The organism is Galbibacter pacificus, assembly GCF_029603165.1.
Lineage (GTDB): Bacteria > Bacteroidota > Bacteroidia > Flavobacteriales > Flavobacteriaceae > Galbibacter > Galbibacter pacificus.
Genome location: NZ_JAQSVC010000003.1, coordinates 476,744 through 499,926 on the forward strand (window position 1 = coordinate 476,744; position 23,183 = coordinate 499,926).

Consider the following 23,183-nt stretch of genomic DNA (forward strand, 5'->3'; position numbering starts at 1 on the left):
GTTTTTAAAAAAAATATTTTCATCAATTGCAAAACTTTACATACATACTGTGTTCAAGAGCAATTTAAGGAAGGTATTTAACAATGATAGAATCTGGGAGTATTGGTTTGTTGATTGATATTTCAGCATTCTTTCTCTTAAAATTATCGAACATTACTTTTATTTGAGTTTTTAGGGTGTCGTTTTCAATAATATATTCTTCCATATGACCATTCATTTTATACAAAGTATTATTGTTTAAATGATAGGTCCCTACCAAATAATCAACAAAATCGACCTTTGTTTGCATCAGTGGGATTTGATGTTGATTTCTAAAACTTTTTAAAGTATCCAATCCATAACCCAACCAACTGTTCACCCTTGGTTTTTTTATTTGGTAATTATGGGACAAGAAATTAATCATACTGGGGGCCACATCAAAATGTGAAGAAATTGAAGAAATCGCCGAACTTTTATTCAACATAGGGGAATATATTATAAGTGGCACATGGTACCGGTCTATTTTATTTTGCATGGGTATTTCAGGCAAGCGATGATCACCGGTTATAACAAAAATTGTATTTTCAAAATTGGCCGTTTTCTCATAACTTTCAAAAAACTGTTTTATGGAAGTATCGGCATATAGAATAGTTGTATATTGATCGGTATAATTCCTATAACCGTTTTTCTCTTTTGTGGAAAGTTCGAGGCTGCTTAAATGTTTTTCAAACAGGTTTGTGTATTGAGATGCATTGTTGATTTTAAAAGGAGAATGCGTTGATATGGTAAGGATTATATCCAGACGTGGCCGTGTACTCTTTTCCCTTTTTGTTTCAAAATAATATTGATATAGTTCTTTATCTCCATAACCCCAGCTAAAGTTGTTTGTACTTGGCAGTTTTTTATATGTTTTTGGAAATGTGCTCTCATCAAAAACGGCATCGATTTTATTTTTTTCCAAAAAGACGTCCATCTGATCAAAAGATGCATTTCCTCCATAATAAAAACTGGTATGGTAGCCATGGTTTTTTAATAAATTGATTAGGGATAGGTGTTGGGGCATGTTTTCTCCCATGTCCAAATAGCCGTTTTTTGCAAATGGGAGCGATCCAAAAAGTGACGGAAGAACACCAAAAGTACGACCGGTATTGCTTAAAAAATTATTCCAATACAGGCTATTATGTGCCAAAGAATCCAAAAAAGGCGTGAAACTGCCTAAATATGCATTTTCTCCAGAAAAAGCCCTTCCCAAACCCTCAACGATTATAAAAACTATATCCGGTTTATTTTTTTTTGTACTAAAAAAAGGAGAAAGCACATCTTCGTCTATACTTTTATGAAGAAATGGAAAATTCGAAACTTGCGAATATTCGAATTTCCGAAACGCTTTACTAGAAAATGGATTTTTTAAATAAGCCTCGGCATAGATATCCGTTTCATTATTATAGGGATAATAATAATGATAGGTTGATTTTATAAAATGCAGTGTTTTATTGGTAATGATATTATTAGCAAAATCTAAATGATTACCTTTTAAAGCTATCATATTGCCTATAAATGTTAAACCTATAAGGATGGAAAATAATGGAAAAGCATTTAAATGCAATCTCACTTTTCTACTGAAAAAATTTAAAGTTGTAACTATCCCCAAACCGTATATTAATAAGGAAATAATGGCCATGAGTACAATGCCTCCCGATGAAGCAACCGTTTGGAAAATATCATTAAATGAATAACTAAATATATCTGCCCCCAATAATACGAGCGTGGATTTATAATAAAAAATAAACAAGAGCTCTAAAAGAAGAAACATAACCATCATTGTCTTGAACAATAATTTGGATAGTTTAAAAGAAAAAAATGAAACTATGACAAATGCTGTATAAAATATAATGATGTTTCGCATCCAAAATATCAAATCTATTTTCCAAGAGCTCTTTATTAAAACAAAAAAGTTAACCGGCAAAGAATGGTTATTTTGATATAGTATAATTTCAAGGACCCTTGTTAGTAACAACAATACCAAAAAATAGATGGCCATAACACAAAAATAATTGCTATAGCTAATTAGGTTGGTTTTAAACTTTTTGGGAATATTATGCTCCATGGAATTTTATATAACATAAAGATATAGTTTGTAGCATTAATTGAAAAGCTTAACTAAATAAAACTCCCTTTTGTTATGGCATTAAAAAATAATCTGAAATTGTAATACTGCCTCCCAATCTCCAACAATATCAGGTTTAACGGCATTATAGAAAAATTGTGCCGTAGCACAATAAAAAAGCTTTCCATCGCCAATTTTAAAGGTCTTTCCTCCCCCGCCACCAACAGGAATAAACCATTCTTGCCCTTGGTCTGCCAACCAATTTGCCTGAGCTGTTGTATTGCTCTCTAAAAACCATCCCTCAGGTAGATTGTAATATGCTATATACTGGCAGCTAAACAAGTTTACCTTATTAATGCCCGTACCTCCCAAAGACCAATAATTCTGTACAACTGCCCCGCCGGAAAATTTATCGCCTGCATAATACACAAGTGCAGATGGCCCTATGCTTACGCGGTTACTCCCTAGGCTTTCGTTGGTTCGGGTCGGCAACTGAATGGATGGACCAACGCCCCAACTAAACTTTCCCTTTTTTTGTATAGACGAAAAATAGCCATTTATTAAAATATTGCCCAAACCAAAACTAGATCCCAGTCCCGGAGCAAGAGGGGGGACATATTGGATGGGGATAATGGTATATGATATAATTTTTAAGTTTTCGGCTATCCTGATGGGGAAGACCGGCTGTATGGAAAACGAATGGGCAGTACCCTCGCCAATTGATAAAATTACATCCTGAAAGTAAATGCTTTTGATGCCCGCTACAGGGTCTTGCCTTTGTTTGCTCAACTCTTCAACGGACATTTCCTGTTTATTGGCTGTTTCGGATTGAGCATTTATTGTTAAAGTGATACATAAAAACACCCCTGTAAGAACAAATTTATTAAAAGTACAAGGGTGTTTTTTAAAGCAATAGTTCAAGTTCATTGCATTGCTATAGTATAATCTTTACTTAATTTCAGGCAATTTATAATTCCCGTTTACTACGCCATCAGAAGGCATATATATCCTAAAGCAGATCCAAAACGGCTGTGTTGGCATTAAAAGCTTATTGTTTTGCTTGACATCGTCAAATTTATCTTTAGGAACATAGTAAATATCAAAGCTTTTACCATCGGGGTTTAATTTAATTTCCGAATTACTAATGTTAGAACCTTCATCTGTTTTTAAATATTGATCATCTCCATATATGGTAATGGAATAGAAGCCGAGCTTTGGATCTCTCATTTCAGGTATTTGATATGTAACCTTATGTGTCTCGCCATCTTTAAGCTCATACTTTTCTGTAAGATATACCGCATCTTTGTCTGGTAGAAGTCCTGTAGCAATAGATACTCCTCGATTTCTGGCTTCTAGGGATACAGGGTTGTCTATTGTTCCCATAGTACCACGAACCCCTTCTTTTCCGGCTATCTCTACATAATGGTCTAGCACTTTTTTAAACTCGTCCATGTTCCAGTTGGTTACCTTAAAAGATTTGGGCTTATAACCATTTAAATGTTCAACTTTTAATTGATCCTGGTACCCATTAACTTTTTTAATATCCTCTTCACTTTTTGGATTTACCTGCATGCGCACATTAGCCCAAAAGAAATCGGTTGTTTTAGATTTTGGAATTACATACCTGCCAGGGCCATATAAAACGTCTACCGTAACATGATCATGGTTTACAACATGCAGAGACATGTATCGACCATCGTTTTCGGGAAGGGTAATAGCCACATCGCCCCCTCCATCGAGAATGGCAAAGGAATAATCGGTATCCCTATTCATTAATGGGGCCGGTTGCTCATCTAAAGGCATCGGTCTGCGGTGATGATTCCAAGTGTTATCCGCCCCCTGTACAAATTCCTTTTGCATGGCCAAATCTGCCATAGCATAGGCAAAATTATCTTTAGTCACACTCACTGTAGCATCTTTTGCCGCTGCTTCTGTTGTTGCGGTCTTTTCTTTGTCTGTTTCCTTTTTCTGGTCTTTGCAGGCAATTAAAATAATTGCCAAGCATATGGAAAGAATAATACCTCTTTTTTTCATATTTTATGTATTTAAAATTTAATGCCTTATATAAAAAATAACCCTTATTATAAACACTCGCCTATGGTGAAAAGCCCGCGGTCTTTCATAAAAATCTATTCCACTTTTTCAAAATCCCCCACCTTGTATTCACGGTCGAAGAATGCTTGGTCGGGCCCATAAAATCGGAACAAGCTAAACCAGCCTTTTCCGGGAACGGTTTTAAGCCAGTTTACATTTCCATCGGGTTTTTTCGGGCCCACCCAAAAAGTAAAGGAACCATCATCGTTTTTAACCAAATCGTTCATGGAGTTTAATGATGGGTATTCCTGCCCTTCTGCATCCACTCCCGAGGCCGTTGCAGCATCATAAAGTGTCAATGACCAAAATAGCTTGGCGGGCGGATTGGGCGGAAAGGTTATTTTGTAGGTGTTCTCCCCCATTAAATAATTTCCGTCGCTGTCTTTATAGGCATTTCCGTATTTGGCCCCAAGCCCGACAATAGACGACATCATTCCGGTACTAATGGAATAATGGTTAACATACATATGTGCTTTGGCGTTTACATCTACATGGCCTGTTTCCCGGTCCCTGAACTCTTCATCGAGCAAGGTGTGCATAAAGTCGTCTATCTTGGTATGTGCGTGGGCGACCCATTTTCTGTCTTTCCACCAAATTCCATCTTTTTCTTCATCAAAATTTGCCGAAATATTCTTGGCCATACGCCAGGCCGTTTCGGCCGCTTTGTCCAACAGTTCTTTTTCATGGGCCGATGGGCTAAACTTTTTGCCTTTTTTTATACCAATAGCTGCAAGCATTCCATGCATATAGGGATCTACATCGTCTACCTTGTCACTTTGGATAAAGCGGTCCAGCATTTCAAAATAACTGGCATCATGAGAAAATAATGCATATGAGTCGATATCTGAAGCATGTTGGAAATCCATAGGTTTTGCCTCACCTTCCAGCGGGTAAACCTTTATCCCTTCTACGCCTTTTATCCCGGGTTCTAAATTATCCACCGACTTAAAAAAGCCTCTTTGAAAAATAAAAACACCATTGGTCTTACTGGTATATACAAAATAGCCATTGGGGACTTTTCCTTTATACCCCTCGGGAACAACTATATATTTGCCCCCTTTTCCCTTATCGGGCCCGGGGAAGCCGATGTCGCCCAAGAAATGGGTGCCGTCGGGCCTTTTGGGGCCTTGTAAAGGCCTGTGCCAATAGTCATCTAATAATCCCTGGAGCATGGGTGGTACGTCGAGCACCAATGGTCCGGTCTTACTTAAATCGGCAAAACCCAGTGCATAAATAACGTCTGAGTTTGGTGTGGTAATAACCGTATTGGGCTTTAAGCGTTTTTCAAAAACCGATATTACATTGTAGCCTTCGCCAAAGGTTTTTCCCAAACCTTCTTTCATGGCATACATATTTACCGCCGGCAGGGCCCATAAATATACTTGTGTGGCCCGCTGAAAGTACAATTCATCGGCTAAAATTTTAGAACTGTTCTCTTCGGTCGGATACCCGCTTTCAAAAGGCAGGCTCGCTAATTGTTCGTAATGGCTTCCTCCGTTTTCAGTGGATGAAGAACTTGCTGTTTGTTTTTCCTCCGTTTTATTTTGTACACATCCAAGAAAAGTAGATATGCACAAAAATACCATGGTTATTTTTTTCATTGGTTTTTATATTAAGTAATGGTACGTTATAGTGTAGTGCAGGGGAGAGGGAAATCTCTCCTAAAGATAAAGAAATTAAATTATATGGGCATTTTAAGCTTCCTTTTTTATTCTTCAATTCCGTTACCTTCTTAACGAGTGCCCTAATAATACAATGCCCACGGCAATTAAACCACAATAAACATATCTTAAAAACGTACCATCCTTTAATCGGCGGTTAAAATATCTTCCCAGGAGAATGGCAGGAACGATGACCGGAATAGAAATCAAAAAATAGTATGTGACTGTCGAAACCCAAAGCCCTTTGTACCAATAGCCAAACATTCCTATAGTGCTTGCAGGCAAAAAATAAGCCTGCAAAGTAGCCCTAAAATTTTTAGCTGTCCAATTACGCATATTTCCATATATGACAAGTGGAGGCCCATTTAGGCCGTATGCTCCCCCAAATACGCCTGAAAAAAACCCACAGAAAAACAACCAAAATTTATTATCAGTTTTTAATTTAAAACGGTCCTTAGAAAACAAGGAATAAATTGAGTATAAAATGATAAGGAATCCTAAAATTAATTTTATCAGGTTTTCATTTCCGTAAACCAGCAGTAATAATCCAATCGGAATTCCCATAGCTGCAAAAATTATCAACCATTTTGCACTGTTAAAATGTATTTGTTTTCGGTCCTGCACCACTACAAATGCTGCAATTAAAATCGAAATTAGTACAGAAAGCGGAACGGCAATTTCGATAGGCATTAAAAGAACAAGCAATGGAACAGCAATCAAAGATTCCCCGAAACCAAAGGTGGAACGGACTAGTGTAGCAATAAAGATAATTACTAAAATGTAAAAGGTCATTAAACACATGCTTTATCGGAACCCTGTTCTCTTAATTTTCGGGTTCCCATAATTCTATTTTGTTGTTATCCAAATCCATGATATGGGCAAATTTCCCAATCCCGTCATAAGCCGTTATATTATCAAGTATGGTTACCCCATTTTCTTTTAGCTTGCACAAAAGCCCTTCGATGTTTTGAACCCGATAGTTAATCATAAAGTCCTTTTTTGAAGGTGAAAAATATTTATCGCCGTTTTTAAAAGGTTTCCATTGGAGCGAATTTATCGTATCAGGATTGTGAAGGTTTCTGGACTCAAAACTCGATGAACCCCAATCATTGATTTCAATTCCCAGATTTTTAACGTACCATTTTTTCGTTTTGTCCGGATATTCGGAACAAAAGAATATTCCTCCAACACCTGTTACTTTTGGTATGGTCGTATCAATAGGAGAAGTTGATTTTTCCGCTTTGTTTCTATTATCCGCCATCGTATTTGTTTTTTGATTGTCCACTTACAACGTGTCAAAGTCTCTGTTGTATGGCTTTTTATTATTACTAATTTTTCTTTTCCACAAGCTCCCTTTCAGTATCACATAATCGGTTTTCAAACCGGATTTTCTGTTTTTGAAATTTCCTTGTCGATTTTATATAGCGTCAAAGCTCACTATCCATTCAATACCGAACTTGTCCCTGAACATTCCAAAAAACGAGTTCATATTACTGCCCTCATTAAGCACTTCAACATCGCCCCCCGCTGACAACCCATTAAATAACCTCTTGGCCTCTTCTCGGCTATCGGCAGCAACAGATATCTTAGACCTGTTTTCCTTTTCATTAACCCGTCCCATGCTTTCCGGAACGTCATTGGCTATTAAAAAGTTTTTGCCAATAGGCAGTGCGATATGCATTAGCTTGTTTAAATCCTTTTCCGCTATTGGATGTTCAGGATCTGATATTTCTTTAAAACGCACAATTTTTACAAAATCTCCACCAAAGACCGATTTGTAAAAATTGAATGCTTCCTCGGCATTTCCATTGAAGTTAATGTGAGGGTTTATAACTGCCATAATTTGATTTTATAAGGTTATAGCGTATACTGTCACTATACTAAAGTAGCAAATAATTAGTTTTAAAGTATATTTAGCCAGTAAAATATTGTTTCGCCGTCAACAACCGACCCCAGGGGGCATTTCCAAAGATGCCTTTGGATTGGAATGAATAATACTCAATCATTAATTTATCCCAAATCGCCTGCATCCTTTCCATTCCCGGTTTTAGGAAAATAGCAGACATAAATGGTATGTCCTGAGACGTTTTATTCTCTGACAACACGATCAGCCTTTTATCATTTTTGACGGTTCCTTTCCGGTTCTTAATTTAAACCACCTTGAAAAATAAGCATAATCCTCAAAACCCAAACTATAAGCTATCTCTGACAATGACCCAACAGCGGACACGATCATCCTCTTGGCCTCTAATAATACCCTCTCATTAATTAATTCGGTAGCGCTCTTACCAATAGTAGTCTTCACGATTCGATTGAGGTGCTTTGGAGTGATGTGCATCTTTTCCGCATAATAAGACGGATATCTGTTAACCCTGTAGAATTCCTCCAACAGCCCTTCAAAGGCCCTGAATTGCTTTAAGTATACATTTGATTTTACTTTTTCAACATTTTCCTGTAATAAATACATTTCAGAGATTTCACTATATATCAAATCCGTCAAGCTTTGTAACCTCCTGTTTCTCATATATGCAGCCTCTTTATAAATGGAAAGCAGCTCTTTAAATTTCACAACGGTTCCGGACAGCAATTCAACATCTAAATATAAAAAAGGAGGATTGTGAATGGAGCCATAAAAAGGAAAGTCATAAACAGAGCGTTTTAAATAAGGAGATTCATAGAAGTACTGATCATGAAAGAAAATATACCCCCTGCTATTTTTTGAAAGTTCCCAATAGTGGGTTTGTCCAGGTCTGAGCATAAAAATACTTCCCGGTTTTACCTCATAGGTATTAAAATCTATTTCATGAAAACCCGACCCTGAGGTAAAAATCACTACCAAAAAGAAATCGTGTTTATGCAAACCCCTGATTTCACGATCATGCTGTACTAAATGATCTTCAAGGAGATTCACATAAAAATGCCCTTTAATTTCTTGTCGATCAAAATCCCTGAGTTGTAATATTTTAATATCCCGCATCAAACCTTACACCTAATATAATGTCTTAAAAGTACAAATTATAACTCCAATAGAACAACAAATTAACTATATTAAATACTGACCTTTGCCAGCATCTAAATAATTTAAAATGGATACAATGTTAAACATCTTAAAAGAAAAATGTCCCAATTGTAAAAGCAGTTCCGTTTTCTTAACAAAAGGCAATCCCATACTTTTTCAAATGCCAAAGATGAAAAAACAATGTGACCAATGCGGGTATAGTTTTGAAAGAGAACCGGGTTATTTCTTTGGGGCCATGTACATTAGTTACGCCTTGGCAGTTTCAGAAATGTTCAGCGTTTTCATTTTAAGCATTTTTGTGTTTGGCATGAGCTATTTATACACCTTGTCCATCATATGTATAATGGCTATTTTGGCAAGTACCTTTAACTTCAGGAAATCAAGGGTCATATGGATGTATTTGTTAAGGAAGCCTTCAAGCTGATTCGAACATCCCCGCAGCAAACCCTGCTTGGGTCTAAAACAATAATCAGGTAGATATTAAACATATTTTCCAATCATGGCAATATCCATCCGTTTTCTGCCAATCTCCTCATAGACATTTCCATGGTTTTTATAATGCAGGCATTCAACCCGCCCCGCTTTATTAAATTGACAAACCCTTGCGGTAAATAGCTATAGGCATTCTTCTTTAGTTATTCATTTTACCATTGGACAAACAAGTATTTTTGCACACTGCACAAGCATAAAAATAATGAATTATAATTTACTGCTATTTAGCAGTTTGCATAACTTTTTTCAAATGACCTAAGGGTCGAATTAATACATCCGTATACCGTAGCTGAAGTAGAGAAATATTTATATGGAAATCTCTAACACCATGCAAAATAGTATTAGCCATGGAAAGATTTGGGAAAAAGGGTGCTAATAATGTAGCCCTCCCTAAAAGGGACAGGAATATGCGTATTGGAAACGAAAGTGATTTTGGCTGAAGGAGAGTTTTGAGGGTAATAAACAGGTATAGAGAAACTATTTAAATGATTGGGAATTGCTATTAACGGATGCGGCTTTTAAGGATGTAAAAGTGTGGAATCGGCATTGGGCGGGGTATGGGGTATAATGAGTTCTGGGGCGGAGAATGGGTTTTTGCGTTTAGCATGGGAATCAATGCGGGATTTGGATATGGGCCAAGGAATGGGCTATGGATTGCATTGATTTTTTATTTTTCCTGCATTTGACTAAAAAAGAATTTTATGACCTCAAAATTCATCGCCGGGGCAGTCCAATGACCTACGTCCTTATAGGTTTTGAAAATTGGGAAGATCCTCTTTTCCCGATAAAGTTCCTGACATTGCAGATACCGCTCCTGTACCTTTGCCCCAATATTGTGGTTAATTGCCTGGCGTTCATCATCACTGTAGGCATCAGTAAATTGTACAGCATCATTTTGATCTAACTCCCCCATATAAATGAACTGAGGAATCTTTTGATAGGCATGAATAGCAAATTCTTTCCCGAACAGCTCCGTAAAATCATTTATCCCAATGGGATAATTTAATGAGACCCCATTGATTTTATTTTGAGGAAGCATAAGTTCTCCATTAAATCCCCCAATGGCCAGTGCTTTTATAAGCTCCGGATGAATAAAAGAAAACCGATTTGTAAACGTAGCCGAGGCTGAAAAACCATTCATGAAAATTTTTGAGTCAACTTTAATCCCCATAGAGTCCAATACCCTTTTCCCATCGTCTACCATGGCCAGTAATTGTAAGTCTAGGCGCTTTAGCTCAACTGATTTTTCCAAGATAACATCCCTGTCCAAAGCATGGGTATATATTAATTCCCTGGATGCCGGCCTCGGAAAAACCGGGACAAGCAAGGGTATTTTTAGCATCGTGGCGGCATTATTTCCTACAGAACTTACCGATGCCAAATCAATTGCATGATCTCTGTGGACCGTAATACTGTCCGAAGCCCTACCAGTGTTGTTTGGTTCCACCAGCAGGAATGTTTCTTTGTCCATAGGCGTCCCCTTTGGGACAAATATAATATAGTCGTGATAAAACCCCTTTTTAGGTTTCTTTTTGACAATTAATAAACGGTCCCTTTTAAATGGTTCTATAGTAGGGCTTTGGGCAAAAGCATTTAAATAAAAAATGGTCGATATCAAAAGGAGGGTCATTCGCATATAAAAACATATTAGTTCCATTTAGACGAGTCAAATGACAATTTGTTACCGTCTTTCAGTCCTTGTTCTAGAACATGATTGCCAGACCACTCAAGTCTGACCAATACCGCCCACAAAATAAAAAATGAGCTATCGCAACTTTAAATTATTGTATTTTTACAAGGCACTACAGTTTGCATACATTAATTTTGCAGTCACATTAAAATTTAGGATAAATGCGTAAAATATCACTTTTCATTGCCACAAGTTTAGACGGCTATATCGCAAAACCCAATGACGACCTCAATTTCTTAAAATTAGTAGAAAAAGAAGGTGAAGATTACGGATACACGCAATTTACTGATACAATTGATACCCTAATTGTTGGTAGAAAAACCTATGATTACGTGCTTAAGGAAATTGGTCCATCTCATTATGACAATGGGCAAAGGGATGTGTATGTTATTACCCGGACCCAAAAACCAAAAGCAGGCAGGACAACCTTTTATACAGGAAGCTTGACCGATTTGGTTCAACAATTAAAAGCTGAGAACGGGAAGGGTATTTATTGTGATGGAGGTGCAGAAGTAATAAATGAACTTCTAAAAAATGACTTGATCGATACATTTATCATTTCAGTTGTCCCCGTATTATTAGGTAATGGAACCCGATTGTTCAAAGACGGCAGGCCCGAACAATTGCTTGAATTTATCACTGTAAAAACATTCGACACTGGGTTAACGCAGTTACATTACAAGCGAAAAAAATAGTTACGGTGTAAAAGGGCACGACACCTTTAAGAATAAAAGTCTATTTAAGCAAAGTACGGGATTTCTAATGCATTGAAAACTTAAATGCCTAAAAGCCAAGAACCCTCCTAAAAGATAGTATTTGCAATCAATCAAAAGAATTATAATTTCTATCCACATCCAATACTCTATACAGACTAAGGAGAATTCATAAATCATAAAAGTTATTTTAGATAATTTGTTAATTATTTATACTTTTAACCGCTTTTATAACCGTTCATTAATATTATTCCTGTTGTCTTTACATAAAAAACACCTCCAAAACCTTTTTAATTTGTATTACATTGATTTATGTAAAAAATCATACTCGTACATACATGATGTTGATAAAGCAAAGGATATTGTACAAGACGTTTTTCTTGCCCTCTTGGAAAAGATAAGACTCGACCACATCTCAGACCTCAAAAGTTATATATATAAATCGGTTATAAATGCTTCGATCAAACAAGCAAAAAAGCAAAAAACAGCCGATATGCTGAATAAGGATATCGAATTGATTGTTCTAAGCAAGGAGAATGATTCAACGGAACATACTTCCGCATTTCTTAAATCCGAAAAAGAAATCCTTAAAGAGTTGGATCTTTTACCTGACAAATGTAAAAAAGTCTTTATCCTCTGTGTCCTAGAGGACATGAAATATCAAGTGGTGTGACTGGTCAAAAAAACGTCTTTATAGGTGAGCTGTATTTCGCTTACTTTGCTTAACATAACTATACGATTTTAAAAATAGTTAAAAACAGAGCAGGCCGGGGGAGCCTGCTCTTGTCTTGATTACTTAGGACTTCCTCCAAGGAATAAAATTTCTGAAACGACCACTTCGGTTACATGACGTTTTACGCCTTCTTTATCCTCATAGGAGCGGGAAGAGAGTTTTCCCTGTACGGCGATTTCTTTACCGGTAAACACATACTCCTCGATAAGGGAAGCCACTTTTCCCCAGGCCACGAGCTGGTGCCAATCGGTATTGGTCTGCTTCTCTCCTTTGGAGTTTTTAAAGTTCTCATTGGTGGCCAGTGAGATCCGGGCTACTTTTTTGCCGTTTTCCAAAACGGTTACCTGTGGTTCCTGCCCCACATTTCCGATCAGTTGCACTTGATTTTTTAAAGTACTCATAACTAAAAAATTTAAAAGGTTACTAATTTCCCCTGTTCCGTGTACCTCGCTTTGGATAGCGAGCATTTACATTTTAAGGGGTGTTTGTTTGCCTTCTTGCGTGCACAGCACCCATAAAAGAAGTGGGTTCTGTCAAGGTTTTTGGGAAGAAATCAGGAGTGTCTGCGACGCAGGTAAACCCTGTTGGGTTTTCACAAGGAAGTAGAAGCCTTATTTGTGAGCAAAACTTAGTATAACCTTGAGAGGTTCCATAAGGGGATTAGGGATTCTTGGGCGGTTCATTTTTGTGTGAACGTTACGGAAAGTTAAGTGAACAAAAAAATCGTAGCGGCATAGAACCCCTTACTTCCCTGCCTTGTTTTTCCGCTGACCCGGAAAACAAGAGAAGGCTTCTTTTATGATAAAACCCTTAAAATGGCGGGAAGCAACTTTCCCATTTTCAGCTATTCGACAGAAAATCCCCAAGAAGGATTTACCGAGGATAGCTTTTTAGAAAAATGGAAAGTTGGGCGTGATGGAACATACTCCTGAAATGGTCATTGGAAAACCTGCACGAAATCGTCAACAACTTCCATCCAATAAACTAAACTTGACATCATAAATTTTGATATTAAAAAATATGGTCGCTTTTGTTGAAGATAAAAGTAACCAGTTCTATGGTATTGGAATTTACCCTGTAAACCAATGATACACGCGTATTTATAACATATTTGTGCAACCCCTCAAAATCAGAAGTTTTACCTAAAAAGGGCTGTGTTCTGAGCGTGTCGATAACCTCATAAGTTTGATTCTCAAAACGTTCAACGATATCAATGTTCCAGTTAGAAAAAATTTGCTCAATAATATCCAAATACGTATGTTGAGCATGGATAGACCAGACGATTTGATACATTAGCTATTTTTAAGCTGATTGATTTTAGACTTAACTTTAGCCATAACCTGCTCATGGGGAACTACTCGTCCATTGGCAATATCGTCCAATCCCTTTTGAATATCCTGTTGGTATGCTTCGGAAAGGTCATCGTACCAATCTTTGTTGGGCGTACTATTTTTGAGCGATTTTAGTTTGCTCAAAACAGCTTCATCCTTAAGATTGACTAACCAATTGATAAGATCTAATTTAAGTGCTTGCATATCCATAAGACAAAGATACCAAAAAGAGGTAATAATTTAGTTAAAATCCACTCTACACTTCTGTAATCATAATTATTTTACGCAATCGTCGTAAAACTGCTATCATTTTAAAATGATGAATGACACTGACAGGGCACTATTTATTGCCATAATAAAAAGACCTGAGCAACAATCCAAAATTGCAAAAGAATATGTCTTTTGTGTTTTTGCTAACAAACTGGAAATTATAAAGGAAAGGAGATAACAAAGGTAGTGTGTGCCTGACTTGGTCAAGGCTTAAATACCCTCCGTGAACCTCTACTATTTTTGGAAAGGGTGAGGCCGATTCCCGCACCATCTTTCCGGGTGGTAAAAAAAGGCAAAAAGACCTTGTTTTCTATTTCTTTATCGACTCCTGTACCGGTATCCGCAAGGTAGATTATATGGATTTTTTATATATTTCGTTTTTTAATTCATAAACTTATAAGTTTGTTTTAAATAGTTTAATATATAGCTATAAATTTATATTTTAAATATTTTTATAAATATATAAGTATATATTTGTATATTATATATAACCTTTTAAATTTAAAAAATAAGACTCATCTTATGAAAGATTCAAAACATAGATTAATAATAGAACAATTGGACAATAAACTAAAAGTTTATACACCTTTGCTAAATATTACCATACCTGACAAAGGTTGGTTACATGTTATTCGCAAAACCTATAAAATGTCTTTAAGGCAATTTGGCGAACGTTTAGGGGTAACACCTCCAGCCGTTGAAGGGTATGAAAAAAGAGAAAAAGAAGGCTCTATTACCTTAAAAAGTTTAGAGGAAGCCGGGAAAGCTTTAAATATGAAACTTGTCTATGGTTTTGTTCCCGTGGATGGTTCCATTGAAAAGACAATCGAAAAAAGAGCAAGAGCATTGGCTTTGGAAATCGTCAGGGCAACATCGAATACGATGGCATTGGAAGACCAAGAAAACACCGATAAAAGATTACAAAAAGCTATTGATGAAAAGACAAAAGAAATAGTTGAAGAAATGCCACGCTACCTATGGGATTAAAAGACGATATGGGTTACGTCACAGGTCAGACACCTTTGAGCGAAGAAGAAATGGAAGGGCTGCTCATTCCAACGATTACCACACGTGAAGAACTGGACGAATTTGAGCAACTCAATATCCAAAAAGCTGTTGAATATTATCTTATTAGAAGAAAGTTTAAAACCGATAAAATCCTCACCGAAGATTTTATTATGGGTGTCCACAAAAAGATGCTAAGCGATGTTTGGGCTTGGGCAGGACAGTTCAGACAAAGTGAAAAGACTATTGGTATATCATGGCACCAAGTACCTATAAGGCTTCGCCAACTGTTGGGTGATTGTAGGTTTTGGATTGAAAACAGTACATATTCCGAAGAAGAGATTGCAATACGCTTTAAACACGAAATGGTTGCCATTCATTTGTTTACCAATGGTAATGGTCGGCATTCCCGTTTAATGGCTGACATCGTTATGAAGCATATTTTCAAAAAGCCAAAATTTACTTGGGGGCGTAATAACTTGATCAATAAAAGTGAAGTACGTGACACGTATATAAAAGCGCTAAAAAAAGCCGATAATGGGGATTTAAAAGATTTGATTGCTTTTGCCCGATCATAATAACAAGGTTTATCTTTAGATATATCCAACTTGTATTCATTTTTATCCAATTAAGGATTTGTCTTGAATTAAGATTTATTGAAATACATGAATTGGGGGATTGACTACCTCATCACATGGAACGTATCGGCTGCCTGTGTGTTGGCCCTTGGGTCGTACTTTATTCAATTAGGAGCAATTCTTAAGGGTGTTAGCAGGTTAAAATACCAAACTAATGGTTGTGCCTCTGCCCACGACACTTTGTATTTGAACCTTTCCCCGGTGCAATAGCATAATCTGTTTGCACAGGCTCAAACCGATACCGCTTCCATTTTTTTTGGTGCTGTAGAAAGGCACGAATACCGTATCCATAATTTCTTCCGGGATTCCCCTTCCGTTATCGGTAACCCTAATGATCGTATTTCCGTTTACAGACTGATTGGCCAAAACCTTAATTGTAGGTGTTGCTGTTTTTACACAGGCGTCAACTGCATTTAAGATCAGGTTAATCAAAACCTGTTCGATTAAGTAGGCATCGATTTCCAGTTCAAGTTCCAACGGATGTATTTCAAAAGCTATCAAAACCCCTTTTGCTTCCAGGGAAGGCAGCATCAGCCTGTTGATGCTGTGAAAGAGCTCTTCAACTTTGGTAAGATGCGGGTTCAGCTGCGTGATCTTATTTAAACTTCGATACGTTTTGGCAAATTTCATCAAGCCGTCACTTCGTTTTTTAATACTTTCAATACCCTCGTATAAATCTTCTGTAATCAACGGATAGAGCTCAGGGGCTTCCATAGATTCCTGAATACTTCCTTTTAAGGTCTCCGCCAGTGAACTGATAGGCGCAATGGAATTCATGATTTCATGGGTCATCACGCTCAATAATTTTTTCCAGGCTTCCGATTCATTTTTGTTAAGGGTATCATCAATATTTTGCAGCACCACTAATTTAAACGTATTGGAAGCCACTTCAAAGATAGCGTTCGAAACCAACATTTTACTTTTTTCATTTCCTATCTCGAGTGTGACCGATGCTGAATTGGCATGGTTTACAACAAAAAGGCGCTCATACAGATCCTGCTTCCTGCTTTCGATAAAACTGATGTTTTTTATGGAAGGAATGTCAAGCATTCTCTTTAAGGATTCATTGATCCATAATACCCCGCCCGTTTTTATATCGTAAGCGATGATCCCCACCTGTACTACCTCCAGAATTTTTTGCAGGTACAGGTATTGTGTCTCCTTTTGGCTGTTTATATCCTTGATGGTCCTGTTCACTTCATTAAATCCCCGATGAAGCCTTTGCATATCTTTAGAACCGTGTTTCTCTGAATACCACCTGGAAAAGTCCCTGTACCTGACCGCTTCAAAAAAATCATCGATTTCCACAAACCGTTTCACCGTGAATTTATAGAGGCTATAAGCAGCCATAAAACTCCCTGTAGCGGCCACGATGATGATGTATCCATTTAAAATAGTAACGGAATACGCCAGTAATGCCAACAGTATAAATAGTATGATGATCCTCGTAATGAATACAATTTTGTAGTTGTTATAAACCATACTTGTTGAGTCTTCGGTAAAGTGCAGTTCTGGTAATTCCCAACTCCTTGGCGGATTTGGATATGTTTCCGTTGTTTTTTTCCACGACCTTTAGGATGGTATTTTTCTCCATGGTCTCGAGCGTTAAATCATTTTCACAAACCGTGTCCTGAAACTTCTCGATAGGAGAGAACATCAAATCCCCGGCCGTTAATGTTTGACCTTCCGCCATAATAACAGCCCTCTCCAATGCGTACTGGAGCTCTCTTACATTTCCCGGGAACTTGTAATCCTTCAGTTTTTCCGTAAAGCTTGCATCTACGGTAAAGGAATCTTTAAAATACTTTTCCGCATACATGTTTATAAAATGATTTGTCAATAATTTTATATCGCCTCCGCGAGCTCTTAAAGGCGGAATCGTAAGCTCTACGGTATTGATGCGGTATATCAAATCTTTGCGGAACCTATTTTCATCGGCCAGGACGGTTAATTCCAAATTAGTGGCACATAGTAACCGGATGTCCACAGGAATTGGTTCATTTGACCCTAGAGGCGTTATTTGCCTGTTTTGCAGTACCGTTAAAAGCCTGGCTTGCTGCTGAAGTGAAATATTCCCTATTTCATCTAAAAAAAGGGTGCCCCCCGATGCAATTTCAAACCTTCCTTTCCGATCCTCACGGGCATCGGTAAAAGCTCCTTTTTTATACCCAAACAATTCACTCTCAAACAAGGAGGCCGTCAATGCCCCTACATCTACTTTCACAAACGGTTTGTCTTTTCGCAGGGAATTCTCGTGAATAGCACTGGCTATAAGGTCTTTTCCGGTACCGTTTTCACCGAGTATAAGGACATTGGCATCGGTAGGAGCTATTTTTTCAAGTTTAAAAAAAACATCTTTGATCACCGCGCTTTCACCGATAATTTTTCCTGCTTCGGTCTTCAGGGAGCTGCGCGCTGGTTTTTTCTTGCCTTTTTTCTCGGTAAGTTCGTGTAATGTTTGCACGAGCCTTTCATTCTCCCATGGCTTTACAATAAAATCAGAAGCGCCCTCTTTAAGCGACCTGACGGCCAGATCTATATCGCCATAGGCCGTAATTAAAATAACATCGGTAGCGGGACTCAATTGCTTTATTTTTTTCAACCAGTAAATCCCCTCATTTCCCGTATTTACAAGTCCGTTAAAGTTCATATCCAAAATAACAATGTCAAAATTGTTTTTTTCAAAAAGTGACATAATGTTGTTTGGTCTTTTTTCCACAACAACTTCCTTTACTTTAGATTTTAACAACAGACGAAGGGCAATGAGCACATCACTGTCATCATCTAGAATCAATATTTTAATGTCCTTTAAGCGCATACATACAATATTACAATATTATCAGACTTACTAAAAATGGATTATTGGTTAATTTCAAAAGTCAAAAGACTGTAACATTTCCGTACATAAAGTGTATCGTTTCCGAACACCTTCCTTCCGCTGCATAAATTCAATCTAATGACAATCAGCTTTTTATGTTTTTGGCATACAAATCCCTATACCGTCTATATAAAATTGAATTGATGCTATGGACATCCCATTAGAAAAGAAAAGGTTTACCAAATCAAGAATGTTGATTTTGGGAGGAAGTATACTGCTTTTTGCCTTTATCGTTTTTGTGATTATTTCTTCTTCAGGAGCCTCTAAATTAAATGTGGAGCGTGAACGCATTACCATTAGTGAAGTAACACAAGGCGCATTTCAGGAAGCTATTCCCGTCAACGGAATTGTACTCCCCATCACCACTATTTATCTCGATGCTGTAGAAGGCGGCCGGGTAGAGGAAAAATTTGTTGAAGACGGCGCCATGATGAAAAAGGGAGCGCCGATACTCCGGCTTTCCAATACGGATTTAGAATTGAGTTTGGTCAATCAGGAAACGGCAGTGTACAACTTACTCACCCAAATGCAAATTCAACAGAATTCCGCCAGACAAAATACCATTAACAGGCTCAATCAATTGACCGATGTAAAGAACAGCCTTATCGAGGCAGAACGGGTCTATAATTTAAACAAACGGCTCTATGATAAAGATGCTATCGGACGTCAGGACTTAATAGCTTCTGAAAACGAATACAACTATCAAAAACAACGAATGGAGCTGGCGCAACAGGTAGTAGCGCAAGACTCTATTGCTACCAACCAGGAATTATCGCAGGCACAAAGCTCCTATCAAAGGACAAGAACCGCCTTGGAACTTATGCGTAAAAAAGTGGGTGATTTGGTGGTGAAGGCACCTGTAGACGGGCGGTTAACCTCCCTGGATGCCGAAATTGGTCAGTCAAAAACCAAAGGGGAGCGCCTCGGACAAATTGATGTGCTCAGCGGGTTTAAGGTACGGGTAGCAATAGACGAACATTATATTGCCAGGATTTATAGCGGGCAAGTGGGTACTTTTTCCTTTAACGGGAAGGCCTACACTTTGGAAATTAAAAAAGTATACACACAGGTGACCAACGGTCGCTTTCAGGTAGATATGCATTTTCAGGGAGATGTTCCCGAAGGAATAAGAAGGGGGCAGACCCTACAGATACGGGTGGCCCTTAGTCAGGAAAAACAGGCCGTATTGATTCCTAAAGGCGGGTTTTTTCAACAAACCGGAGGGAACTGGATTTTTAAACTGGAAGCTAATGGCAATACCGCCTATAGACAACCCATACAGTTAGGAAATCAAAACACCGAATATTACGAAGTTGTTGACGGCTTACATCCGGGCGATAAAGTAGTTACCTCCGGATATGATAATTATGAAGAAATCCAGGAACTTGTTTTAAATTAATAGCATTATAAAAAGAATTCAATACTACCATCATGATAAAAATCACCGATTTAGAAAAATTTTACCGAACAGAAGAGGTACAAACCGTTGCCTTGAACAAGCTTTCTTTTGAAGTCAAGGAAGGGGAATTTGTCGCTGTGATGGGACCTTCGGGATGTGGAAAATCTACCTTGTTAAACATTTTAGGGCTTTTAGACGACCTCGATGGAGGAAGTTTTGTTTTTAACGGAATTGAGGTCTCGGACTTTAATGAGCGTAAAAGATCGAACCTGAGAAAGCACAACATCGGTTTTGTATTTCAAAGCTTTAACCTCATCGATGAGCTTACGGTATTTGAAAATGTCGAACTCCCGCTGATCTATACAGGCATAAAGCCGTCAGAGAGAAAAAAACGGGTGCACGAAGTATTGGAGAAGATGCAGATCATGCACCGGCGAAAACATTTCCCGCAGCAACTCTCCGGGGGCCAGCAACAGCGGGTAGCCGTAGCAAGGGCCGTGGTGAACAACCCAAAACTAATTCTCGCAGATGAGCCAACGGGGAACCTGGATAGCAGTAACGGAAATGAAGTAATGGACCTGCTTACCGACCTCAACCAACAAGGGACCACCATCATCATGGTAACACACAGTGAACACGATGCCAAGTTCAGTCACCGTATCATCAGGATGCTGGACGGGCAAAAAGTAACGGAAAACGTTTTGGTCTAAACCACTAACATAGCAATCAGGACCAGTTATGATCAAGAATTATTTTAAAATAGCATGGAGGAATCTTAAAAGCCAACCCTTTTTCACCATACTGAACATTTTTGGCCTGGCCATTGGTCTGGCTGGGGGGCTCTTGGTTTCATTATACATTTATGATGAGTTCAGTTATGACCGAATGTTCGTCGATGCCGATCGCATATACCGTATCAACGCGGATCTGAAATTTGGAGGCGACATCCATAATTTTGCGACCGTAACCGCTCCTATGGCCGATGCCATTCGAAGTGATATCCCGGAAGTTGAAATGACTACGAGATTTCGGACCGTGGGAACCATGCTTCTTAAAAAAACAGGATCGGTCATCAATGTAAAGGAAACACATGCAACCTATGTGGACTCCACTTTTTTTAACATGTTCGGAATTGATTTGTTGGTCGGAGATCCAAAAACGGCTTTAAAAGAGCCGAACACATTGATATTGACCAAAACTGCCGCTAAAAAACATTTCGACATTCATAATGCTGTAGGACAGCCCCTTATTTTAAATAATGGTGACACCTATACCGTTACCGGAATAATTGATGATTTTCCGAAAAATTCGTTTCTAAGGGATTATGGGGTATTTATGGCCATGACCGGTTATAGGGATGCCCGGGTTCCCAATTGGGCCGGTAATAATTTTCAGACCTACATCAAATTGATGCCCGGAACAAATGCCAGCGACATACAACAGCGTTTACAAGCTATTGTAGGCAGGTATGTGATCCCGGGAATTCAGGAAGTCTTTCCAGGGATTACCGAAGAACAGTTGCTAGCCTCGGGCAGTTATTTGAATTTTAGTACCATCGCACTTAAGGATATTCGGCTCCACTCCAATAGGGCGGCAGAGATCAGCCCTAACAATAGCATCCAAAACATCTACATCCTATCTTTTATTGCCTTATTTCTAATCGTATTGGCCAGTATCAATTTTATGAATTTGTCTACGGCAGGCTCTTTAAAAAGGGCAAAAGAAGTAGGTATTCGAAAAACCCTCGGTGCTAACAAGGCCAAGCTTAGAATTCAATTTTTAACCGAATCCTGCCTAATTGCCTTGGGAGCTATGGTCATGGCCCTCATTATGGCATTGATTGGCATGCCTTATTTCAAGCAGCTATCGGGTAAATCGTTGGCTATTCCTTTTGTGGATCCCTCCTTTTGGGCGGTAGCGCTTTTAGCAACTATTTTACTGGGCTTACTTTCCGGTAGTTACCCTGCCTTTTTCATGTCCAAATTCGTTCCCGTAAAGGTTATAAAGGGAAGCGGAAATGTAGGCGGAGCTCGATTGCGAAACGTTTTGGTGATTTTTCAGTTTGCCATATCCGTCTTTTTAATAATAAGCACCTTGGTCGTATATCAGCAAATGCGTTTTATTCAGAGCAAAGACCTGGGATTTTCAAAAGATCAGGTGCTGCTCCTTCAAGATGTGTATGCTGCTGGCGGACAGGTTCATTCTTTTAAGCAGCGGGTAAAGCAATTAAAGGGGGTACAAAATGCCAGTGTAAGCAGTTTCTTTCCAACTCCTTCCAATAGAAGCCAAGAATCATTCAACAGAGAAGGGGCCCTCGGTGCGGAGCACTCGATAAGTATGCAGGACTGGGGCGTAGACTATGATTATGTTTCGGTCATGGATCTCAAAATTATTGCCGGGCGGGATTTTGATCGTGCTTTTGGCGCTGATTCTACGGCCATAATTATCAATGAAGCTGCCCTTAACTTATTTGGCATGGAGCCCAAGGAAGCATTGGGAATGCGGGTCACTAAAGTTTTAGAGGGGGAAAACACTTCATTTTATACGGTAATCGGCGTGGTAAAAAACTTTCATTACGAATCGCTCCGCAATGATATCGGGGCCTTAAGTATGTCTTTAGGAAATTTTGCCAATGGAATGGCTGTAAAGTTAAGCGCCGGTGATTTTACAAACACCATTGCACAAATCGAGGATATCTGGAAGAAGGTAGCCCCCGGGCAACCTTTCAGCTACAATTTTATGGACGCATCGTTTAATACTACCTATAAATCCGAACGTCGTCTGGGTAACATTTTCATCACTTTTACCATACTATCGATTCTTATTGCCTGTCTGGGCCTTTTTGGCCTGGCTATATTCAATGCCGAAAAGCGAACCAAAGAAATTGGGGTACGGAAAGTATTGGGCGCAAGCGTAAGTCAGATTTCTTACAGGCTTACCGCTGATTTTTTAAAACTGGTAGGGATCGCTATTTTAGTCTCGTTGCCCATTGGATGGTATGTAATGAACAAATGGCTGGAAGATTTTTCATATCGGACAGAAATTGGCTGGTGGGTGCTGGTCATGGCAGCCGCTATAGCAATAATAATAGCAGTACTCACTGTAGGTTATCAAAGCATTAAAGCCGCAATACAGAACCCTGTACAAAGTTTACGAATGGAATAATTATAGAAA

22 protein-coding genes and 1 pseudogene are annotated in these 23,183 nt (G+C 38.4%); 8 read left to right on the forward strand and 15 right to left on the reverse strand.

The features are described from left to right. Positions 1–64: 64 nt before the first annotated feature. The 8 genes from PSF86_RS10520 to PSF86_RS10555 form a co-directional block, all read right to left on the reverse strand. Entirely contained in the window at positions 65–1,792 is a 1,728-nt protein-coding gene (locus PSF86_RS10520) for an LTA synthase family protein (RefSeq protein WP_277900033.1), read from the reverse strand. 375 nt (positions 1,793–2,167) lie between these two features. Continuing rightward, a complete protein-coding gene (locus PSF86_RS10525; RefSeq protein WP_277900034.1) occupies positions 2,168–2,890 on the reverse strand; it encodes a transporter family protein in 723 nt (240 codons plus the stop codon). A gap of 144 nt (positions 2,891–3,034) precedes the next feature. After that, positions 3,035–4,120: a DUF1254 domain-containing protein gene (locus tag PSF86_RS10530; protein WP_277900035.1), complete on the reverse strand. Its 1,086-nt coding sequence runs from the start codon at positions 4,118–4,120 to the stop codon at positions 3,035–3,037. Positions 4,121–4,215: 95 nt separating this feature from the next. Next, positions 4,216–5,781: a DUF1254 domain-containing protein gene (locus tag PSF86_RS10535; RefSeq protein ID WP_277900036.1), complete on the reverse strand. Its 1,566-nt coding sequence runs from the start codon at positions 5,779–5,781 to the stop codon at positions 4,216–4,218. A 123-nt stretch (positions 5,782–5,904) separates the two neighbouring features. Then, positions 5,905–6,633, reverse strand: a complete 729-nt coding sequence (locus PSF86_RS10540; RefSeq protein ID WP_277900037.1) for a sulfite exporter TauE/SafE family protein — start codon at positions 6,631–6,633, stop codon at positions 5,905–5,907. 31 nt (positions 6,634–6,664) lie between these two features. Beyond that, positions 6,665–7,102: a VOC family protein gene (locus PSF86_RS10545; RefSeq protein WP_277900038.1), complete on the reverse strand. Its 438-nt coding sequence runs from the start codon at positions 7,100–7,102 to the stop codon at positions 6,665–6,667. Between the two features lie 156 nt (positions 7,103–7,258). Next, a complete protein-coding gene (locus PSF86_RS10550; RefSeq protein ID WP_277900039.1) occupies positions 7,259–7,681 on the reverse strand; it encodes a VOC family protein in 423 nt (140 codons plus the stop codon). Positions 7,682–7,948: 267 nt separating this feature from the next. Then, the gene (locus PSF86_RS10555; RefSeq protein ID WP_277900040.1) at positions 7,949–8,752 is read right to left on the reverse strand and encodes a helix-turn-helix domain-containing protein; all 804 of its coding nucleotides are present in this window, start codon (positions 8,750–8,752) and stop codon (positions 7,949–7,951) included. A gap of 277 nt (positions 8,753–9,029) precedes the next feature. Here PSF86_RS10555 and PSF86_RS10560 point away from each other — a divergent pair, with 277 nt between their 5' ends. After that, a complete protein-coding gene (locus PSF86_RS10560; RefSeq protein ID WP_277900041.1) occupies positions 9,030–9,284 on the forward strand; it encodes a DUF983 domain-containing protein in 255 nt (84 codons plus the stop codon). Positions 9,285–10,019: 735 nt separating this feature from the next. Here the strand turns inward: PSF86_RS10560 and PSF86_RS10565 are convergent. Beyond that, a complete protein-coding gene (locus tag PSF86_RS10565) occupies positions 10,020–10,823 on the reverse strand; it encodes a hypothetical protein (RefSeq protein ID WP_277900042.1) in 804 nt (267 codons plus the stop codon). Positions 10,824–11,203: 380 nt separating this feature from the next. Here PSF86_RS10565 and PSF86_RS10570 point away from each other — a divergent pair, with 380 nt between their 5' ends. Then, positions 11,204–11,737 (forward strand): dihydrofolate reductase family protein, encoded by a 534-nt coding sequence (locus tag PSF86_RS10570; RefSeq protein WP_277900043.1) that lies wholly within the window; start codon positions 11,204–11,206, stop codon positions 11,735–11,737. A gap of 274 nt (positions 11,738–12,011) precedes the next feature. Further along, the gene (locus tag PSF86_RS17865) at positions 12,012–12,428 is read left to right on the forward strand and encodes an RNA polymerase sigma factor (protein WP_407933321.1); all 417 of its coding nucleotides are present in this window, start codon (positions 12,012–12,014) and stop codon (positions 12,426–12,428) included. A 119-nt stretch (positions 12,429–12,547) separates the two neighbouring features. Here the strand turns inward: PSF86_RS17865 and PSF86_RS10575 are convergent, their stop codons facing one another. The 4 genes and pseudogenes from PSF86_RS10575 to PSF86_RS17870 form a co-directional block, all read right to left on the reverse strand. Continuing rightward, positions 12,548–12,889, reverse strand: a complete 342-nt coding sequence (locus PSF86_RS10575; protein ID WP_277900044.1) for a single-stranded DNA-binding protein — start codon at positions 12,887–12,889, stop codon at positions 12,548–12,550. Positions 12,890–13,499: 610 nt separating this feature from the next. Beyond that, positions 13,500–13,781, reverse strand: a complete 282-nt coding sequence (locus tag PSF86_RS10580) for a type II toxin-antitoxin system RelE/ParE family toxin (protein WP_277900045.1) — start codon at positions 13,779–13,781, stop codon at positions 13,500–13,502. Continuing rightward, on the reverse strand, positions 13,781–14,023 hold the full coding sequence (locus tag PSF86_RS10585; protein WP_277900046.1) for a hypothetical protein: 243 nt from the start codon (positions 14,021–14,023) through the stop codon (positions 13,781–13,783). Before PSF86_RS10585 ends, PSF86_RS10580 begins: the two co-directional genes overlap by 1 nt. Positions 14,024–14,297: 274 nt before the next feature. Next, positions 14,298–14,442 (reverse strand): annotated as a pseudogene (locus PSF86_RS17870) (ATP-binding protein); the annotation flags it as partial. A 169-nt stretch (positions 14,443–14,611) separates the two neighbouring features. Here PSF86_RS17870 and PSF86_RS10595 point away from each other — a divergent pair. Both PSF86_RS10595 and PSF86_RS10600 read left to right on the forward strand, forming a co-directional pair. Then, positions 14,612–15,076 carry a mobile mystery protein A gene (locus PSF86_RS10595; protein ID WP_277900047.1) on the forward strand — a complete coding sequence of 155 codons (465 nt, stop codon included), beginning with the start codon at positions 14,612–14,614 and terminating at the stop codon, positions 15,074–15,076. Further along, positions 15,067–15,672, forward strand: a complete 606-nt coding sequence (locus PSF86_RS10600; protein WP_277900048.1) for a mobile mystery protein B — start codon at positions 15,067–15,069, stop codon at positions 15,670–15,672. The genes PSF86_RS10595 and PSF86_RS10600 overlap by 10 nt, the downstream gene beginning before the upstream one ends. Before the next feature lie 198 nt (positions 15,673–15,870). Here PSF86_RS10600 and PSF86_RS10605 read toward each other — a convergent pair whose 3' ends face one another. Then, positions 15,871–17,154: a sensor histidine kinase gene (locus tag PSF86_RS10605; protein WP_335965105.1), complete on the reverse strand. Its 1,284-nt coding sequence runs from the start codon at positions 17,152–17,154 to the stop codon at positions 15,871–15,873. 49 nt (positions 17,155–17,203) lie between these two features. Further along, entirely contained in the window at positions 17,204–18,550 is a 1,347-nt protein-coding gene (locus tag PSF86_RS10610) for a sigma-54-dependent transcriptional regulator (protein ID WP_277900050.1), read from the reverse strand. A 208-nt stretch (positions 18,551–18,758) separates the two neighbouring features. On the opposite strand from PSF86_RS10610, the gene PSF86_RS10615 reads away from it, so the two are divergent. The 3 genes from PSF86_RS10615 to PSF86_RS10625 are packed head-to-tail and all read left to right on the forward strand — an operon-like array spanning position 18,759 to position 23,174. Beyond that, positions 18,759–20,009, forward strand: coding sequence for an efflux RND transporter periplasmic adaptor subunit (locus PSF86_RS10615; RefSeq protein WP_277900051.1), 1,251 nt, complete (start codon positions 18,759–18,761; stop codon positions 20,007–20,009). Between the two features lie 32 nt (positions 20,010–20,041). Continuing rightward, positions 20,042–20,719, forward strand: a complete 678-nt coding sequence (locus PSF86_RS10620; protein WP_277900052.1) for an ABC transporter ATP-binding protein — start codon at positions 20,042–20,044, stop codon at positions 20,717–20,719. Positions 20,720–20,747: 28 nt separating this feature from the next. Next, positions 20,748–23,174, forward strand: a complete 2,427-nt coding sequence (locus PSF86_RS10625) for an ABC transporter permease (protein WP_277900053.1) — start codon at positions 20,748–20,750, stop codon at positions 23,172–23,174. The last annotated feature ends 9 nt before the right edge of the window (positions 23,175–23,183 follow it).

Excerpts from the sequence above, each read along its gene's own strand:
- PSF86_RS10620 (WP_277900052.1), top strand. The coding sequence starts at position 20,042 with ATGATAAAAATCACCGATTTAGAAAAATTTTACCGAACAGAAGAGGTA.
- PSF86_RS10595 (WP_277900047.1), top strand. The coding sequence starts at position 14,612 with ATGAAAGATTCAAAACATAGATTAATAATAGAACAATTGGACAATAAA.
- PSF86_RS10550 (WP_277900039.1), bottom strand. The coding sequence starts at position 7,681 with ATGGCAGTTATAAACCCTCACATTAACTTCAATGGAAATGCCGAGGAA.
- PSF86_RS10525 (WP_277900034.1), bottom strand. The coding sequence starts at position 2,890 with ATGTCCGTTGAAGAGTTGAGCAAACAAAGGCAAGACCCTGTAGCGGGC.
- PSF86_RS10625 (WP_277900053.1), top strand. The coding sequence starts at position 20,748 with ATGATCAAGAATTATTTTAAAATAGCATGGAGGAATCTTAAAAGCCAA.
- PSF86_RS10545 (WP_277900038.1), bottom strand. The coding sequence starts at position 7,102 with ATGGCGGATAATAGAAACAAAGCGGAAAAATCAACTTCTCCTATTGAT.
- PSF86_RS10540 (WP_277900037.1), bottom strand. The coding sequence starts at position 6,633 with ATGACCTTTTACATTTTAGTAATTATCTTTATTGCTACACTAGTCCGT.
- PSF86_RS10530 (WP_277900035.1), bottom strand. The coding sequence starts at position 4,120 with ATGAAAAAAAGAGGTATTATTCTTTCCATATGCTTGGCAATTATTTTA.
- PSF86_RS10600 (WP_277900048.1), top strand. The coding sequence starts at position 15,067 with ATGGGATTAAAAGACGATATGGGTTACGTCACAGGTCAGACACCTTTG.
- PSF86_RS10575 (WP_277900044.1), bottom strand. The coding sequence starts at position 12,889 with ATGAGTACTTTAAAAAATCAAGTGCAACTGATCGGAAATGTGGGGCAG.
- PSF86_RS10520 (WP_277900033.1), bottom strand. The coding sequence starts at position 1,792 with ATGTTTCTTCTTTTAGAGCTCTTGTTTATTTTTTATTATAAATCCACG.
- PSF86_RS10585 (WP_277900046.1), bottom strand. The coding sequence starts at position 14,023 with ATGCAAGCACTTAAATTAGATCTTATCAATTGGTTAGTCAATCTTAAG.
- PSF86_RS10570 (WP_277900043.1), top strand. The coding sequence starts at position 11,204 with ATGCGTAAAATATCACTTTTCATTGCCACAAGTTTAGACGGCTATATC.
- PSF86_RS10580 (WP_277900045.1), bottom strand. The coding sequence starts at position 13,781 with ATGTATCAAATCGTCTGGTCTATCCATGCTCAACATACGTATTTGGAT.
- PSF86_RS10560 (WP_277900041.1), top strand. The coding sequence starts at position 9,030 with ATGAAAAAACAATGTGACCAATGCGGGTATAGTTTTGAAAGAGAACCG.
- PSF86_RS10615 (WP_277900051.1), top strand. The coding sequence starts at position 18,759 with ATGGACATCCCATTAGAAAAGAAAAGGTTTACCAAATCAAGAATGTTG.
- PSF86_RS10535 (WP_277900036.1), bottom strand. The coding sequence starts at position 5,781 with ATGAAAAAAATAACCATGGTATTTTTGTGCATATCTACTTTTCTTGGA.
- PSF86_RS10610 (WP_277900050.1), bottom strand. The coding sequence starts at position 18,550 with ATGCGCTTAAAGGACATTAAAATATTGATTCTAGATGATGACAGTGAT.
- PSF86_RS10565 (WP_277900042.1), bottom strand. The coding sequence starts at position 10,823 with ATGGACAAAGAAACATTCCTGCTGGTGGAACCAAACAACACTGGTAGG.